This window comes from Asanoa iriomotensis (genome assembly GCF_016862515.1).
Taxonomy (GTDB): domain Bacteria; phylum Actinomycetota; class Actinomycetes; order Mycobacteriales; family Micromonosporaceae; genus Asanoa; species Asanoa iriomotensis.
In genome coordinates this window covers 53,759-68,852 of record NZ_BONC01000017.1, presented here as the reverse complement: position 1 = coordinate 68,852, position 15,094 = coordinate 53,759, and the positions used below count along the sequence as shown (strand labels likewise).

Sequence of the window (15,094 nt, the reverse complement as noted above, 5' to 3'; positions counted from 1 at the left end):
TTCAATCGACGACGAACGACCGAGGGAGAGTGATCATGACAGCGACACCACGCATCGTGGTCCTCGGCGCCGGCTACACCGGCGTCGCGGCGGCCAAACTGCTCGCCAAACGCACCGACGCCAGCGTGACGGTGGTCAACAACCGTGACCGGTTCGTCGAACGGATGCGCAACCACCAGGTGGCCACCGGGCACGAGCCGCGCCACACGACGCTGCGCGAACTGTTCGCCCGCACCGGCGTGCGGCTGGTCGTCGACCAGGTCACCCGCGTCGACCCCTGGCAACGGCAGGTGGATCTCGCCCGGGACGCCGAACCGATCGGATACGACCTCCTGGTGTACGCCCTGGGCAGCCACGCCGACCTCGGTGGGGTGCCCGGGGCGACCGCGCACGCGTACGCCGTCGCCGTGGCCGAGGAGGCGGCGCGGCTCCGCGACAAGATGCGCACCGCCGGCGCGGTCGCCGTCGTCGGAGCCGGACCCACCGGCCTGGAGACGGCCACCGCGCTGGCCGAGACCTACCCCGACCGGACCGTCCGGCTGGTCACCGGCGGAGCCCTCGGCGAAACGCTGTCCGACCGCGGCCGGGACCACCTGCACCGCGCCCCTGGACCGCCTGGGCATCCAGGTGCGGGAGCACGCCAAGGTCGCCAAGGTCGACGCCGACGGCCTGCTCCTCGACGGCGGCGACCGGATCGCCGCTGACGCGGTCGCGTGGACCGCCGGCTTCACCGTCCCGGACCTGGCGCGCGAGGCCGGGCTCGCGGTGGACCAGCGAGGGCGCATGCTGGTCGACGGAACCCTGCGCTCGCAGTCGCACCCGGACGTCTACGGCATCGGCGACGCGGCGGCCGCGCACACCCAGGACGGGCAGGTGCTGCGGATGGGCTGCGGGCCTGGGGGCCTCGCCGCCGCGTGCGCGTTCCATGCGATCACCGCGCGGCTTTCCGGCCGCACCCCCAAACCGTTGCGGGTCAAGGGCGATGCCCTGTGCATCAGTCTCGGCCGGCACGACGGCATCCTGCAACCCACCGACCTCGACGGCAGGCCGCGCGGGACCGTCCGCACCGGCCGCCCGGTGGCGCTGCTCAAGAACGCCGTGCTCCGCGCCGCCGGCTGGTACAACCTCCGCTATCCCGCGATCGTCGTGGCCGGCGCCAGGCAGGGCTGACGCGGCCGGTGTGCGGCCGGCCGGCGATCAGGTCGCGGCGAGTCCGGCCGCGGTGTCGGGCAGCCGGCCCCACGATCCGATCGCCGACAACGACCCGTTGTCGGCCACCGACCAGCCGAAGACCTGGTGGGAGTCCGCGTCCAACGCGTACAGGAAATGGCCGTCGGCGGTCAGGTCCTCGTCCCGCAGGCCGGTGTGGCCGTCGATGCCGACCCCGGCCGCGGCGTCGTCGAGCGTCAGGCTGCCGTCGTCGCCGATCGCGTACCGCGAAACGCCGCTGTCGGCGAAGTTCGTGGTGTAGAGGAACCGGTTGTCGGCGGACACGACCGCCCAGCAGATCTCGCTGCGACCGTTCGGCACCGACGCCGAGACGGGGGTGACGTCGCTACCGGCGGTGGCGTACGACGAGGTGGCGGCCTTGCCCTTCGCGGCACCGAACGCCTCGACGACCATCAGCGTGCCGTCGTCGGTGAACGCGAACCCGTACGGCGTCTGCCCGGACGACGACCGGCTGTGCGGCTCGCCAAGCTGCCCGTCGGCGCCCACCGGGTAGCTGACGATCGCGTTCGCCATCCGCTCGGTGACGACCAGCGCCGACCCGTCCGGGCTGAAGCCGACCTGCGCCGGATCGGATCCCTCGTCCAGCGCCCGGGTCGACCCCGCGATCGGCTCCAGGCCGCCGGCACCCAGCCGGAAACCGCAGACCGACGGGTCACCGGTGTTGAGCACGTACACGAGGCCGTCGTGCTCGGTGACACTCCTGGGAATCGACCCGCTCGCCGTCGTTCCCAGCCGGTGGCCGTCGACGGCGAAAGCAGACACGTCTCCGCTGCCGGCGTTGGTGACCAACACGGCGCGCCCGTCACCGGTCACCGTCAAGGAGCCTTGTGACGGGAGATGGGCGGTGCCGTCACCCGACCCACCCGTGGGCACGGAGTCGGTGCTCGACAGCGCACCGTCGGGCCCGCATCGGAACGCCAGGAGTTGGTTGCCTGCCTGCTCGTTGCTCTGGACGTACACGGCCTTTGGTGCTGAATCGCTACGCATGTCCGATCTCCCCTGAATGACGGCTACTCGTTGCGCGTACCCGCCGTCGGAGGTCCCACACGGCGTCTCCGTCGCAGCAGCCAGGACACGGCGAGCGCGGCCCAGAGAGCGGTGAGCCAGAGCGCGAGGTCGCGCGGGTAGTCGCGGTTCTGCAGGCCGGGGTTGTCCGGCGCCGCTGACGGGCGCCACACCAGCGGCACGGCGATCAGCGCGAGGGTCGCGGTGACCATGAGCGCCGTCCGGACGGCCGCGCCGACCCGCGCGCGGGTGAGGATCAGTCCGACGCCGGCGAGGAGCGGCGCCACCACGAGGTCGTGGACGATTGGCCCGGCGATCAGCCACGGCACCGTGGTCGTGAGCTGGGGCACGAGCAGCCAGCAGCCGTAGCCCAGCGCGCCGACGCCGGCCACCAGGAACGCAAGCCGGATCACGGCAGCACCTCGATGAGCGTGACCCATTTCGTCTGGAGGACCCCGGGCCGGTTCGGCGCGATGATCCGGCAGGGAAAGCCGTGGTCGGGGCTGAGGGTCTCGCCGTTGAGCCGCAGCGCGAGCAGCGTGAGCGGGTCACGGGCGTGCGGGCGGGGCAGGACGCTGCTCGCGTACAGGCCGGCCTTCTCCAAAGAGGAGACCCGGACGGGCCGGTCGGTGGGCGCGCCGACCGCGCCCAACAGGTCGCGCAGGGGTACGCCGGTCCAGTCGGCGTCGGCGCTCCACCCCTCGACGCAGGCGATCGGCAACCGGGCCGTCCGTTGGCGGAGCGCGTGCAGTGTCGCCAGCGACATCGTGGCGCTGCCGCCCGCCCAGCGGACGTCGAGGTGCCAGTCGTCGGGGACGGTGATGTGCGCGGCGGCGGCCGTGCGGTTGACCGGCACGCCCTGCGGGCCGGGGCCGGCGCGCCAGGCCAGCGGTGAGACCGACCGCAGCCACGGCACGGTGACACCGGCGGTGGCGACCAGCGCCGCCGCGGCCGTCACGCCGGCCGAGCGCAGGAACGCGCGGCGCTCCGGATCCGGGCGTGCCGACCGGGCGACCGGAAGCTTGATGGCGACATGAACGCCGATGGCGCCGACCGCCAGCCAGGCCACGGCGTAGTGCGCGGCCGGGAAGAAGAACCGCCAGGGGTACGACTGCGCCACGTTGAAGAGCCCGGTGACCAGCTCGAAGAACGCGGAGCAGACGAGGACCAGCGTGGCGACCCGCTCGGCGGCGTGGCGGACGAGCGGGCCGAACGCGCGCGGCGGGCGGAGGAACAGTCGCGGGTAGACGGTCCACAGCTTGGCCAGCAGCAGGGGAACGGCGGCCACACCGGACAGCACGTGCAGGCCCTGGTTGACGCGATAGAGCTGGACCGGTCGGCTCGGCCACCAGAACCACGCCGGCGGATGCTGGATCGCGTGGCTGAGCAGGCCGGTGACGAAACAGACGCCGAACGCCACCGCCAGCCAGAGTCCGAGGCGGCTCGCGGCATGCGGTGCCGGCGCTCTCATGGCCGCCGCATTTCGACGAACCAGCGCCGTCCTGCCGCCAAGGGCCGCCCGGTGTGCAGGCCGGCGTCCGCGGCGAGCGCGGCCGTGGCATCGACGCCGACCCGCGCCCAGCGGAATGCCGGGCCGGACCGCTTCCCGCGCAGCAGTCGTGCCTCGCCGCGCCAGACGCCGGCGCCCGGCGGCTCGCACTCGACGATGACGGTTCCGCCGCCGCGGACGAGCCGGCCACAGCGGCGCAGCAATGCTGCCGGGTCGCCGCCGATGCCGACGTTGCCGTCGAGCAGCAGTGCGTGCGCCCAGTTTCCTTCACCGGGCAGCGGGTCGAGGACGTCGCCCCGCACCGCCGCCACTCCGCGAGACCGAGTCAGGCGGACGGCGTGCGCGGAGATGTCGACGCCGAGCGTGGCCACGCCGCGGCGGGCGAGGGCCGCCGCCACCCGGCCCGGGCCGCAGCCCAGGTCGATCGTCGGGCCGGCGCACCGGGCCAACACCGGGACGAGTGCGGGTTCCAGGTCGCCGTGCCAGCGGCCGACGGGCAGGCGGCGACGCCGGCCGTCGCCATGCACCAGCCAATGGCCGGTGCGGCGGCGCAGTGCCGGCTCGAACGCCACCGCTGTCATGCGGCGACTTCGTTGACGACGCGGGCGAACCGGCTCGCCGGGATGAGCGCGGCGACGGCGCGGGCGGCCGGCCAGTCGTCGACGTCCGTCAGCACCGGCAGTTCCGCGATCCGTAGGCCGCGCGACACGAGAGCGGCCCGGGTGTGGTCGGCGGTGGCGGCGGTCGACATCGGCACGGCGCGCAACGCCGCCGCGTGGCGCGGGTCGCGAAAGCCGATCGCCCACCATCCGCCGTCCGCCGCCGGTCCCAGCACCGCGTCGGCGTCGTCGAGCCGGCGCAGCGCCTCGTCGAGCAGCGCGGCGGTCACCTGAGGTGTGTCCATGCCGATCTGCACGACCGCGTGGCCGGGCAGCGCCGCGGCGAGGTCGGCGTGCGCGTTGGCGAGCCGCTCGGCCAGGCCCGCGCCGCGCTGTGGCAGGCGGCGCCAGCCGGTGAAGGCGCGCCGGAGGGCGCGGGCGCCGACGGCGTCCGCGAAGCGGCCGGTGTGTGCCAGAACGGGCGTCGCCGCGACCGCGCGGACGGTGTTCGCCGTCCCCACCAGCGCGGCGTGGGCGACCTCGGCGGCCTGGCGCGGCGTGGCCGGCGGGCACAACCTGGTCTTGGCCAGCCCCGGCACCGGTGCTTTGGCCACCACCAGCACGGCGGTCATCGCGGCACGCCCGCGTGCAGGAGCCGGCCGAAGTCCCGGGTCGCGCGCAGGGTTCCGCGCACGGAGCCGGAGACCTTCGACCGCGTGCCGGCGGCCCGCGGCGCGTACGCCACGTCCAGTTCGACGATCCGCCAGCCCGCGGCCGCGGCGCGCAGCAGCAGCTCCAGCGGGTAGCCGAAGGCCCGGTCCGCCACGCCGAGCTCGACCAACGCGGCCCGCCGCGCGGCACGGATCGGGCTGACGTCCCGCACCGGCACGCCACGGCGCCGCAACAGCGCGGCGACGACGGCGTTGCCGGCGCGGGCGTGCCACGGCCAGGCGGTGGCGGTCGTCGGGCAGCGGCGACCGACGACCAGGTCGGCCCGGCCGTCCAGCAGCGGCGCCACCAGCCTGGGCAGATCGGCGGTGTCGAACGATCCGTCGGCGTCGACCTGGCAGACGACCTCGGCGTCCGACAGCGACAGTCCGGTGTGCACAGCCGCGCCGTAGCCCCGCCGGGGTTCCTCGGCGACCCGGGCACCGAGCCGGCGAGCGACGTCGGCGGACCCGTCCACCGACCCGTTGTCGACGACCAGTGGACGGAAACCCGGTGGCAGCGCGGCGAGCACGCCGGGCAGGGCCGCGGCCTCGTCGAGGCACGGCAGCACGACGTCGATCGTGGGATCCATGCTGGGGACGTTAACCATCCGGGCGGCGTCCGGCCGGCTAGGCGCGCTTACGGAAGCCTTACGCCGCAACGGTTTCTTACGAGACGGTGACGTCGTGGCCGCGCGTTCTGCCGCCCGGCAGGTCCGGCCGTACCGTCGGGCCTCGTGCGGATCCGCCTCAGCGACCTTGTCGTGATCATCATCGAGACGCTCGTCCTGACCGCGGCGGTCGTCGCCGGCTGGATCCTCAACGGGCGCGGCGCGGGCCTCTACGCCGACGCCGCACCGGTGTACGCGACCTGGCAACCGCACGTCGGTTGGGGAACGCCGGCCGCGGTGCTGCTCGCCGTCGCCACCGCGGCGTGGGGTCCGGCCCTGGCCGCCCGGCTCGCCTGGGGTCGGCTGCTCGTCGCCGGCTACGCGACCGCGCTCGGGTGGACGCTCGCGCTCGCTCTGGTCGACGGCTGGCCCGCGGGGTTGGGTGACCGGCTGACGCCGCAAGCCGAGTATCTGCACGAGGTCGCCGGCGTCGTCGACGTGCGCGCCATGCTTGCCGGGTTCGCCGGCCGCATCCTCGACTTCCAGCCCGGATCCTGGTCGACGCACACCGCCGGGCACCCGCCGGGCGCGCTGCTGCTCTTCGTCGCGCTCGACCGGGTCGGCCTCGGCGGGCCGACCTGGGCCGCGCTCGCCTGCGTGGCGGTCGGCGCCAGCGTCGCCGTCTCGGTGCCGTGCGCGCTGAGGTCCCTCGGCGCCGAGCCCGCCGCCCGCGCCGTGCTCCCCTATCTGGCGGTCTTTCCCGGAGCCGTCTGGGTCGGCACGTCAGCGGACGGCATCTTCGCCGGGACGGTCGCGGCGGGCCTCGCATTGCTCGCCGCCCGAAGGTGGTGGCCGCTGGTCGGCGGTCTGCTCTTGGGCTTCGCCCTCTACCTGTCCTACGGTTTCACGCTGGTCGGGCTGCTGGCACTGGCCGTCGTGGCGCTGCGCCCGACCAGGCGGGCGGCCGCCCTGGGCGCGGGGATCGTCGGCGTCGCGGGCGTGGTCGCGACCTTCACCGCGGCCGGTTTCGCCTGGTGGGAGGGCTACCGGTTGGTGGTCGAGCGCTACTACCAGGGCTGGGGTGGCGAGCGGCCGTACGCCTACTGGGTCTGGGCCAACTTCGGGGCGCTGTTGCTCTCGGCCGGGCCGGTGATCGGTCCGGCCCTGCTTCGCGCCGGGGGGCGGGTGCGGGTGCCCTCGGTCGCCTGGCTACCGCTCGCGGCCCTGGCCGCGGTGTGTCTGGCCGACCTGTCCGGCCTCAGCAAGGCCGAGGTCGAGCGCATCTGGCTCCCGTTCGCGGTGTGGCTGCTGGTCTCCGTGGCCTGGTTGCCGCCGCGCTGGCACCGGACCTGCCTGGCCCTCCAGGCGCTGACGGCCCTGCTGGTCAACCACCTGCTCTGGACGGTGTCCTGACGGCCGCCGGCTCCCGCAGCGGTGCCGACGCGAACCGCGTGACACCCGTGGTGAAGTCGACGTGCGCGCGGAACCCGAGCAGCTCTCGCGCGCGAGCCGGATCGGCGACCACATGGCGCACGTCAGCGGCTCGACCGCCATGGCAGACGACGGGATCGGGCCCGGCCATCGCGGCGGACAGGGCGTGGGCAAGCTCGCCGACCGTGTGCGGCTCGCCGGAGCAGACGTTGACCGGCACCAGGTCACCGACGGGCGGGTCGGCGAGCAGCGCCAGCAGGTTCGCGCGCGCGACATCGCCGACGTCGACGAAATCGCGACGCTGGTCGCCGTCCTCGAACACCTGCGGCGGCCGTCCTGCCGCCAGGGCAGAGCGGAAGATCGAAGCGACTCCCGCGTACGGGGTGTCGCGCGGCATCCGAGCCCCGTACACGTTGTGGTAGCGCAGCGCCCACACTCCCCCGCCGGTCTGCCGGGCCCAGGCGGCGGCGAGATGCTCCTGTGCCAGCTTGGTCGCCGCGTACGTGCTGCGCGGCTCCAGGGGCGCGTCCTCCGGCACGAGCTCCGGGCGCAGCCACCCGCCACAGCGAGGGCACCGGGGCTCGTACCGACGCGCGGCGAGATCCTCCTGCCGCCGCCCGGCGGGCCGGACCACGCCGTCGCGGCCGCAGCGGTAGCGGCCCTCCCCGTAGACGACCATCGAGCTGGCCAGCACCAGCCGGTGCACCCGGGCCGTGTGCATCGCCGCCAGCAGGGTGGCGGTCGCCAGGTCGTTGTGCGCCGCGTAGCTGGGCGCGTCGGCCGGATCGACGCCGTGCCCGACCATCGCCGCCTGGTGGCAGACCGCGTCGACCCCGGGCAGCAGTCGTGCCAGCAGTGCCTGGTCGCGGACGTCGCCGACGACCGGGTCATGACGCGCGGACCAGGCCGGCAGCTCGCCGCCGTGCGCCTGCGGCAGCAGCGCGTCGAGCGCCACCACCTCGTGCCCGTCGTCTGCGAGCAGGTCGGCGACGTGTGAGCCGATGAACCCGGCGGCGCCGGTCACGAGGATCCGCATGCCGGGAACGTTAGAACCGCCGGACCGCGGCGGCCGGCACCGCGCCGACCCGGTAAGAAAGCCACAAGGTTTCGGGCGGCCGGCTGCGCTGGCCAGGTGGCTACCCTTGCCGACATGATGACGCAGCGCGTGCTGGTCGTCGACGACGACCAGACGGTCAGCGACGTCGTCTGCCGATACCTGTCGCACGCCGGCTACCAGGTCAGCCACGTCGCTGACGGTGACTCCGCCCTCGCCGCCGTGGCCGAACAGGCGCCCCACCTGGTGGTGCTCGACCTGATGCTGCCCGGCCTCGACGGGCTGCAGGTCTGCCGGCGCCTGCGCGCCCGGCCCGACGGGGTCCCGATCGTGATGCTCAGCGCGCTGGGCACCGAACAGGATCGGCTGGTCGGCCTGCAGCTCGGCGCCGACGACTACCTGACCAAGCCGTTCTCGCCGCGCGAGCTGGTGCTGCGGGTGCAGTCCGTGCTGCGCCGCGCGCACGCGGCGCCCGTGCCGGACCAACCGGAGCTCCTCCGCGACGGTGACCTCGTCCTCGCCACCGGTCCGCGGACCGCGACCCGCGCGGGCGCCGACCTGTCCCTGACGCTGCGCGAGTTCGACCTGCTGGCGCATTTCCTGCGCCACCCGGCGCGCGCGTTCACCCGCGCGGAACTGCTCGAACAGGTCTGGAACTGGAGCATCGGCGACCAGTCCACCGTGACGGTGCACGTGCGGCGGCTCCGCGAGAAGATCGAACCGGACCCGGCCGAGCCGCGGCGGATCGTGACGGTGTGGGGCGTCGGCTACCGCTACGAGCCGGGTGGAGCCGCGCGTGGCTGACCTGTTGGTGATCCTCGCGCTCGCGTTCGGCGCGGCCCTGGTCGTCGGTGCGCTGGGCGCGGTCGCGCTGCGCCTGCTCCGGCGCTCCTCGATCACGGTGCACGTCATCGTGCTGCTCGGCATCGCGGTCCTCGCGGTGGTGTCGGCGGTGACCGCCGTCGCCGAGGCGATGTTCCTCTCCGCGCACGACCTCGAGGTCATCGTCATCACCGTGGCCGCCGCGGCCGTCGTGAGCCTGGCGATCGGCGTGGTGTTCGGGCGCCGGCTGGCGGCGGCGGCCGTCTGGGCCGACCATGCCCGGGCGCGGGAGCGGCGCCTGGAGAAGGGCCGCCGCGACCTGGTCGCCTGGGTCTCGCACGACCTGCGCACCCCGCTGGCCGGCCTGCGCGCGATGGCGGAGGCGCTCGAGGACGGCGTGGTCGACGACGCCGCGACCGTCAAGGACTACCACCAGCGGATCCGGATCGAGTCGGACCGGATGGCCCGGCTCGTCGACGACCTGTTCGAGCTGTCCCGGATCAACGCCGGCGCGCTGCGGCTGTCGCTGTCCTCGGTGCCCCTCGGTGACGTGGTGTCCGACGCGCTGGCCACCGCCGCACCGCTCGCGGCGGCCCGGCGGATCCGCCTCGAGGCGGGACAACAGGGCTGGCCGACGGTCACCGCCAGCGAGCCCGAGCTGTCCCGCGTGATCGCCAACCTGGTGCTCAACGCGATCCGGTACACCCCCCGCGACGGCACCGTGCGCGTCGACGGCGGCCGGGAGGACGACAGCGCCTGGCTGTCCGTCGTCGACACCTGCGGCGGCATCCCACCGGCGGACCTGCCGCACGTGTTCGACGTCGCGTTCCGCGGCGAGCCGGCGCGCACGCCACCGGTCGACGACTCCGCCTCCGGCGGCCTCGGCCTCGCCATCGTGCACGGCCTGGTCGAGGCACACGGCGGCACGGTCAAGGTGGAGAACACCGCCGACGGCTGCCGCTTCCTGGTCCGGCTCCCCGCTGTCTGACATTGCCTGAGGCGCCGCGGCCCAGCGACGGGTATCGTTCCCGCAGGTGTGCCGGGAAGTCTGGTCGGCGATGAATACGACCGCGCCCGGAGGCAGACCATGCGAGCTCGTGACCTTGCCGCACCGTTCCCGACGGTCGAGTTCGGCACCCCGGCGATCGAAGCGGCGCGGTTGCTCGCCGGTCAGGACCTGCCGGGTCTGATCGTCGTCGACGGATCGGGCCGCCCGTCGACGATCCTGCCGGGCACCCAGGTGCTGCGGATGGCCATCCCGTCCTACTGCCAGGACGACCCGGCGCTGGCCCGGGTGATCGACGAGGCGGCCGCCGACCTGTTCCTGCGGGAACTGGGCGACCGGACCGTTGCGGACTGCCTCCCCGAGCGGCAGCGCGAGCTGCCCGTCGTCGATCCCGACGCGACGGTCCTGGAGGTCGCCGCGCTGATGGCCCGGTCGCGCAGCCCGCTCGTCGCCGTCGTCGACCGGAAGGAGGGGTTGCTGGGCGCGATCACCCTCGACGCGCTCCTGGACCGGCTGGTCGCCGCGTGACCACGACCGCCTGGCTCGCCGTCGGCGTCTTCGCCACCGCGTACACGCTGATCGCCACCGAGAAGGTCCACCGCGTGGCCGCCGCACTGGGCGGCGCCGCACTGATGCTGATCATCGGTGCCACCGACGCGGAGCACGCGTTCTTCGCCGAGGACACCGGCATCGACTGGAACGTCATCTTCCTGCTGCTCGGCATGATGCTCATCGTCGCGGTCCTGCGCCGCACCGGCGTTTTCGAGTTCGTCGCGATCTGGGCCGCGAAACGGGCGGGCGGGCGGCCGTACCGGCTGATGGTCATCCTGGTCGCGGTCACCGCGATCGCGTCCGCGTTCCTCGACAACGTGACCACCGTGCTGCTCGTGGCGCCCGTGACGTTCCTGGTCTGCGACCGCCTGGCCGTGCCGGTCGCCCCGTTCCTGATCGCCGAGGCGCTGGCGTCGAACATCGGCGGCACGTCCACATTGGTCGGTGATCCGCCGAACATCATCATCGGCAGCCGCGCGGGCCTGTCCTACAACGACTTCATCGTGCACCTCGCGCCGATCGTCGTGCTGCTCGTGATCGCGTTCATGGCGGTGTGCCGGTGGCTGTTCCGGGACTCGTTCCGGTATGACCCGGCGCGCGCCGCGTCCGTCCTGGCCCTGCGGGAGCGCGACGCGATCCGCGACGTCCGGCTGCTCGTCGTCTCGCTGATCGTGCTCGCGCTGGTGACGGCCGCGTTCGTGCTGCACACGGTGCTGCACCTCGAGCCGTCCGTGGTCGCGATCGTGGGCGGGCTCGTGCTGCTCGCCCTGTCCCGCCTCGACGCCGGCGAGGTGGCCAGGGACGTGGAGTGGCCGACGCTGGTCTTCTTCGCCGGTCTCTTCGTCATGGTCGGCTCGCTGGTCTCCACCGGTGTCGTCGACCAGGTCGCCCAGGCGGCGTCGGACGCCGTCGAAGGGCGGCTCTGGCTCGCGTCGATGGCGCTGCTGTGGGGGTCGGCGGCCTTGTCCGCGGTCGTCGACAACATCCCCTACGTGGCGACGATGACCCCGGTCGTGGCCGAGTTGGTCCGGGCCGACTACGGCGGTCAGGACCCGCAGGTGCTGTGGTGGGCGCTCGCGCTGGGCGCGGACCTGGGCGGCAACGCCACGGCGATCGGCGCGTCGGCGAACGTCGTCGTGCTGGGCATGGCCGAACGCGCGGGACGGCCGATCTCGTTCTGGCAGTTCACGAAGTATGGGCTGGTCGTCACCGCGATCACGGTGGCGCTCTGCGTCCCGTACCTCTGGCTGCGCTATTTCGCGTTCGCCTGACCCGGGTGACCGACGGCGAGAGTGGCTGGCCTATCTGTTCGCCATCGGCGTTGCCGCCGTCCTCGGGGCAGCCGGCATCCACTGCCATCGATCGATGAGCCCTCTCATGCCGTAAGCTGGCGTGCGGAGCGCCGGGAAGCCTGGTCGGCATCGTCTGTCGTCGACCCGGAGGGCTTCCGTTTCATGCCAAAATCGCCGCAAAACCGGCTGTTCGGCCGGGGCAGCCGGGTCGAGGCCCGCCGCATCGCCGACATCCTTCGCACCGAAACCGCCGGCGGCGTCCTGCTGCTCGTGGCCGCGGTCACGGCACTGGTATGGGCCAACTCACCGTGGTCGGAGGGCTATCGGTCGCTGTCGGCGGTCGAGCTCGGCCCGGCGTCCTGGCACCTCGACCTGACGCTGGCGCAGTGGGCGGCCGACGGGCTTCTCGCCATCTTCTTCTTCGTCGCCGGGCTCGAGCTCAAACGCGAGTTCGTCGCGGGCGACCTGCGCGACCCGCGCCGGGCCGCATTGCCGGTCGCCGCCGCGGTGGGCGGCGTCGCCGTGCCCGCAGCCATCTACGTCGCCGTCAACGTCGCCGGCGGCACCGGCGCGCCGGTCGGCTGGGCGGTGCCGACCGCGACCGACATCGCGTTCGCGCTCGCCGTCCTCGGGCTGATCAGCACCCACCTCCCGGCAGCCCTGCGCACCTTCCTGCTCACCCTCGCCGTCGTCGACGACCTGATCGCGATCACGATCATCGCGATCTTCTACACGAGCGCGCTGGCCTGGGGCCCACTGCTGCTCGCCCTGGTGCCGCTGGCCGGCTTCGCCCTGCTGGTGCAGCGCCGGGTCCGATCCTGGTGGCTGCTGCTGCCACTGGCCGCGGCCGCCTGGATCCTCGTCCACGCCTCCGGGGTCCACGCCACCGTCGCCGGCGTGCTGCTCGCCTTCACCGTCCCGGTCATCCGACGGTCGCCCGGCGACGGGCCCGGCCTCGCCGAGCATTTCGAACACCGCTGGCGCCCGCTGTCGGCCGGACTTGCCGTGCCCCTGTTCGCGTTCTTCGCCGCGGGCGTCTCGCTCTCCGGCGCGGGCGGCCTCGCGGGCAGTCTCCGCGATCCGGTCGCGGTGGGCGTCGTGCTCGGCCTCGTCGTCGGCAAGGTCGTCGGCATCACCAGCTCCACGTGGCTGGTCCAGCGGTTCACCCGGGCCGAGCTGGCCGACGGACTGTCCTGGTGGGACGTCGCCGGCCTGGCGATGCTCGGCGGCGTGGGATTCACGGTCTCCCTGCTGATCGGCGAGCTCGCGTTCGGCGCCGGGACTCCGCGCGACGACCACGCGAAGGTCGGCGTCCTGGTCGGCTCGCTGATCGCGGCCGTCCTCGCCTCGGTGGTGCTCCGCGCACGCAACCGCCACTACCGGCGCCTCTGCGCCGAAGAGGAGCAGGACTGGGACGCCGACGGCGTCCCGGACTCCGCGGCGCGCGTCTAGGCGGCCACGTGTTGCCGGGGTCCGGAAGTGTCTCGGCCGGGTTGTCGGCCGAGCTCAGCTCTGGAACGAGCTGCCGCCGGGGCTCGATCCTGTATGGCATGGACACGGACGTAGCGGTCCGGGCCGAAGAGCTGACGAAGTTCTACGGCTCTCGCCGAGGCATCGAAGGACTGGATCTGGAGGTACGCAGCGGGGAGGTGATGGGCTTCCTCGGGCCGAACGGCGCCGGCAAGACCACCACGATCCGGCTCCTGCTCGACTTCCTGCGGCCGACGAGGGGCCGCGCGACGGTGCTGGGCATGAATCCCAGACGCGACAAGGAACTGCTGCACCAGCGGATCGGCTACCTGCCCGGCGAGTTGAGCTTCCCGGGCCGTGAGTCGGCCGCCGACCTGCTGCGCTTCTTCGCCGCCGCCCGTGGTGGCGTGGGCTGGGCGCGGGTGACGGCCCTCGCGGAGCGGCTCGAACTGGATCTTTCGCGACCGGTGCGGGCCATGTCCAAGGGCAACAAGCAGAAGGTCGGCCTGGTGCAGGCTTTCATGCACGAGCCCGCCCTGCTCGTGCTGGACGAGCCCACCAGCGGCCTCGACCCCCTGATGCAGCAGGAGTTCCTGGCGATGGTCCGCGAGGCGCGCGCGGCCGGTCAGACCGTGTTCATGTCTTCGCACGTGCTGGCCGAGGTGCAGCAGGTCGCGGACCGGGTCGCGATCGTCCGCGACGGGCGGCTGGCGGCGGTCGAGCGCGTGGAGTCACTCGGGCGGCGAGCCGTGCGGGTGGTGGAGATCCACTTCGACGACCCGGTCACGGTCGACGAGTTCACCGGCCTTCCCGGTGTCAGCGACGTCGTCGTCGAGGGACCCGTCCTGCGGTGCACGGTGGACGGTCGGCTCAGCCCGCTCGTCAAGGCGGCCGCCCGGCACGAGGTCGTGGACCTGCTCTCCGCCGAGCCGGACCTGGAGGAAACGTTCCTGAGCTACTACTACCACGCCGAAGGAGCCGGTGATGCAGTACGCACTGGTGCGTAAGACCTGGCGCGACGACCGTCGCTCGCTGCTGGGCTGGGCGGTCGGGGTGGCCGCCTTCGTCACCATCTACGTCGGCTTCTATCCCCAGTTCCAAGGCACCGCCGCGGTCAAGGACGACGCCCTGCCCCAGGGCTTCGCCGATTTCGTCGGCATCCAGAACATGACCACGCCCGCCGGCTACCTGGAAGCGACCGTCTACAGCCTCATCGGCCCGCTACTGCTGATCATGTGCGGTGTCCTGCTGGCCGCACGCACGATCGCCCGCCCCGAGGAGGAGGGTGCCATGGAGTTGCTTCTCGCGGTGCCGCTGTCCCGGTCGGCGTTCGCACGGCAACGGCTCGCGGCCGCCGGCGTGGCGGTGACGGCGGTCGCGGCCATCCCGTGGTTGCTGGTCACCGCGCTCGCGGCCGGGCTCGACATCGACGTCCCGTTCCGGAACATCGCGGCGGCGTCCGTGGGTCTCATCGCGTTGGTCTGGTGCTTCAGCGGCATCGCCTTCCTGATCGGAGCGGCCACCGGACGTCGCGGGCAGGTCGTCGCCATCACGGGCGCCGTCGCGGTCGCCACCTACCTCCTGCGGGCCCTGTCAGGGATGATCGACGGCGCCGGCTGGCTGAGATGGCTCACACCGTTTCACTACTTCACGGGCGCCGACCCGCTCCGCACGGGTTTCCACTGGGGGAACATCGCGGTCCTCGTCGCCATCGCGATGGTCACCTGCGTCGCCGGCATCGTGCTGTTCGAGCGGCGCGACGTCGGCGTCTGAACCCGCGTAACCGCTCGACGTCCCATCACTCC

Annotated in this window: 16 protein-coding genes and 1 pseudogene; 10 read left to right on the top strand and 7 right to left on the bottom strand. The window is 73.3% G+C overall.

Translation table 11 applies throughout. The features are described 5' to 3' along the window. Nucleotides 1-17: 17 nt before the first annotated feature. Nucleotides 18-704, top strand: a pseudogene (locus Air01nite_RS41570) (FAD-dependent oxidoreductase); the annotation flags it as partial. Beyond that, on the top strand, nt 628-1,170 hold the full coding sequence (locus tag Air01nite_RS41565) for an FAD-dependent oxidoreductase (protein ID WP_203702814.1): 543 nt from the start codon (nt 628-630) through the stop codon (nt 1,168-1,170). The pseudogene Air01nite_RS41570 and the gene Air01nite_RS41565, both read left to right, overlap by 77 nt. Before the next feature lie 27 nt (nt 1,171-1,197). Here Air01nite_RS41565 and Air01nite_RS14420 read toward each other — a convergent pair whose 3' ends face one another. Genes Air01nite_RS14420 through Air01nite_RS14395 form a run of 6 tightly spaced genes read right to left on the bottom strand, consistent with a single transcriptional unit; the run spans nt 1,198 to nt 5,644 of the window. Further along, nucleotides 1,198-2,217: a lactonase family protein gene (locus Air01nite_RS14420; protein ID WP_203702718.1), complete on the bottom strand. Its 1,020-nt coding sequence runs from the start codon at nt 2,215-2,217 to the stop codon at nt 1,198-1,200. A gap of 23 nt (nt 2,218-2,240) precedes the next feature. After that, a complete protein-coding gene (locus tag Air01nite_RS14415) occupies nt 2,241-2,648 on the bottom strand; it encodes a hypothetical protein (RefSeq protein ID WP_203702716.1) in 408 nt (135 codons plus the stop codon). Then, nucleotides 2,645-3,706, bottom strand: coding sequence for a molybdopterin-dependent oxidoreductase (locus Air01nite_RS14410; RefSeq protein ID WP_203702715.1), 1,062 nt, complete (start codon nt 3,704-3,706; stop codon nt 2,645-2,647). Before Air01nite_RS14410 ends, Air01nite_RS14415 begins: the two co-directional genes overlap by 4 nt. Next, the gene (locus Air01nite_RS14405) at nt 3,703-4,326 is read right to left on the bottom strand and encodes a class I SAM-dependent methyltransferase (protein ID WP_203702714.1); all 624 of its coding nucleotides are present in this window, start codon (nt 4,324-4,326) and stop codon (nt 3,703-3,705) included. The genes Air01nite_RS14410 and Air01nite_RS14405 overlap by 4 nt, the downstream gene beginning before the upstream one ends. Next, a complete protein-coding gene (locus tag Air01nite_RS14400) occupies nt 4,323-4,976 on the bottom strand; it encodes a TIGR04282 family arsenosugar biosynthesis glycosyltransferase (protein ID WP_203702712.1) in 654 nt (217 codons plus the stop codon). Before Air01nite_RS14400 ends, Air01nite_RS14405 begins: the two co-directional genes overlap by 4 nt. Then, nucleotides 4,973-5,644: a glycosyltransferase family 2 protein gene (locus tag Air01nite_RS14395; protein WP_203702711.1), complete on the bottom strand. Its 672-nt coding sequence runs from the start codon at nt 5,642-5,644 to the stop codon at nt 4,973-4,975. The genes Air01nite_RS14400 and Air01nite_RS14395 overlap by 4 nt, the downstream gene beginning before the upstream one ends. Nucleotides 5,645-5,788: 144 nt before the next feature. On the opposite strand from Air01nite_RS14395, the gene Air01nite_RS14390 reads away from it, so the two are divergent. Next, the gene (locus Air01nite_RS14390) at nt 5,789-7,075 is read left to right on the top strand and encodes a hypothetical protein (protein WP_203702709.1); all 1,287 of its coding nucleotides are present in this window, start codon (nt 5,789-5,791) and stop codon (nt 7,073-7,075) included. On the opposite strand, the gene Air01nite_RS14385 is transcribed toward Air01nite_RS14390, so the two are convergent. Next, nucleotides 7,047-8,129: an NAD-dependent epimerase/dehydratase family protein gene (locus Air01nite_RS14385; RefSeq protein WP_203702708.1), complete on the bottom strand. Its 1,083-nt coding sequence runs from the start codon at nt 8,127-8,129 to the stop codon at nt 7,047-7,049. The genes Air01nite_RS14390 and Air01nite_RS14385 overlap by 29 nt on opposite strands. A 117-nt stretch (nt 8,130-8,246) precedes the next feature. Here Air01nite_RS14385 and Air01nite_RS14380 point away from each other — a divergent pair, with 117 nt between their 5' ends. The 7 genes from Air01nite_RS14380 to Air01nite_RS14350 all read left to right on the top strand — a co-directional run bounded on the left by Air01nite_RS14380 (nt 8,247) and on the right by Air01nite_RS14350 (nt 15,062). Beyond that, the gene (locus tag Air01nite_RS14380) at nt 8,247-8,951 is read left to right on the top strand and encodes a response regulator transcription factor (protein ID WP_203702809.1); all 705 of its coding nucleotides are present in this window, start codon (nt 8,247-8,249) and stop codon (nt 8,949-8,951) included. After that, a complete protein-coding gene (locus Air01nite_RS14375) occupies nt 8,944-9,957 on the top strand; it encodes a sensor histidine kinase (RefSeq protein ID WP_203702707.1) in 1,014 nt (337 codons plus the stop codon). The genes Air01nite_RS14380 and Air01nite_RS14375 overlap by 8 nt, the downstream gene beginning before the upstream one ends. Nucleotides 9,958-10,056: 99 nt before the next feature. Further along, a complete protein-coding gene (locus Air01nite_RS14370; protein ID WP_203702706.1) occupies nt 10,057-10,503 on the top strand; it encodes a CBS domain-containing protein in 447 nt (148 codons plus the stop codon). Then, nucleotides 10,500-11,798 carry an ArsB/NhaD family transporter gene (locus Air01nite_RS14365; protein WP_203702705.1) on the top strand — a complete coding sequence of 433 codons (1,299 nt, stop codon included), beginning with the start codon at nt 10,500-10,502 and terminating at the stop codon, nt 11,796-11,798. The genes Air01nite_RS14370 and Air01nite_RS14365 overlap by 4 nt, the downstream gene beginning before the upstream one ends. A gap of 183 nt (nt 11,799-11,981) precedes the next feature. After that, on the top strand, nt 11,982-13,271 hold the full coding sequence (gene nhaA, locus Air01nite_RS14360) for a Na+/H+ antiporter NhaA (protein WP_203702704.1): 1,290 nt from the start codon (nt 11,982-11,984) through the stop codon (nt 13,269-13,271). A gap of 98 nt (nt 13,272-13,369) precedes the next feature. After that, on the top strand, nt 13,370-14,296 hold the full coding sequence (locus tag Air01nite_RS14355; protein WP_203702703.1) for an ABC transporter ATP-binding protein: 927 nt from the start codon (nt 13,370-13,372) through the stop codon (nt 14,294-14,296). Then, nucleotides 14,274-15,062, top strand: coding sequence for an efflux permease Rv1217c-related protein (locus tag Air01nite_RS14350; RefSeq protein ID WP_203702702.1), 789 nt, complete (start codon nt 14,274-14,276; stop codon nt 15,060-15,062). The genes Air01nite_RS14355 and Air01nite_RS14350 overlap by 23 nt, the downstream gene beginning before the upstream one ends. Nucleotides 15,063-15,094: the final 32 nt, after the last annotated feature.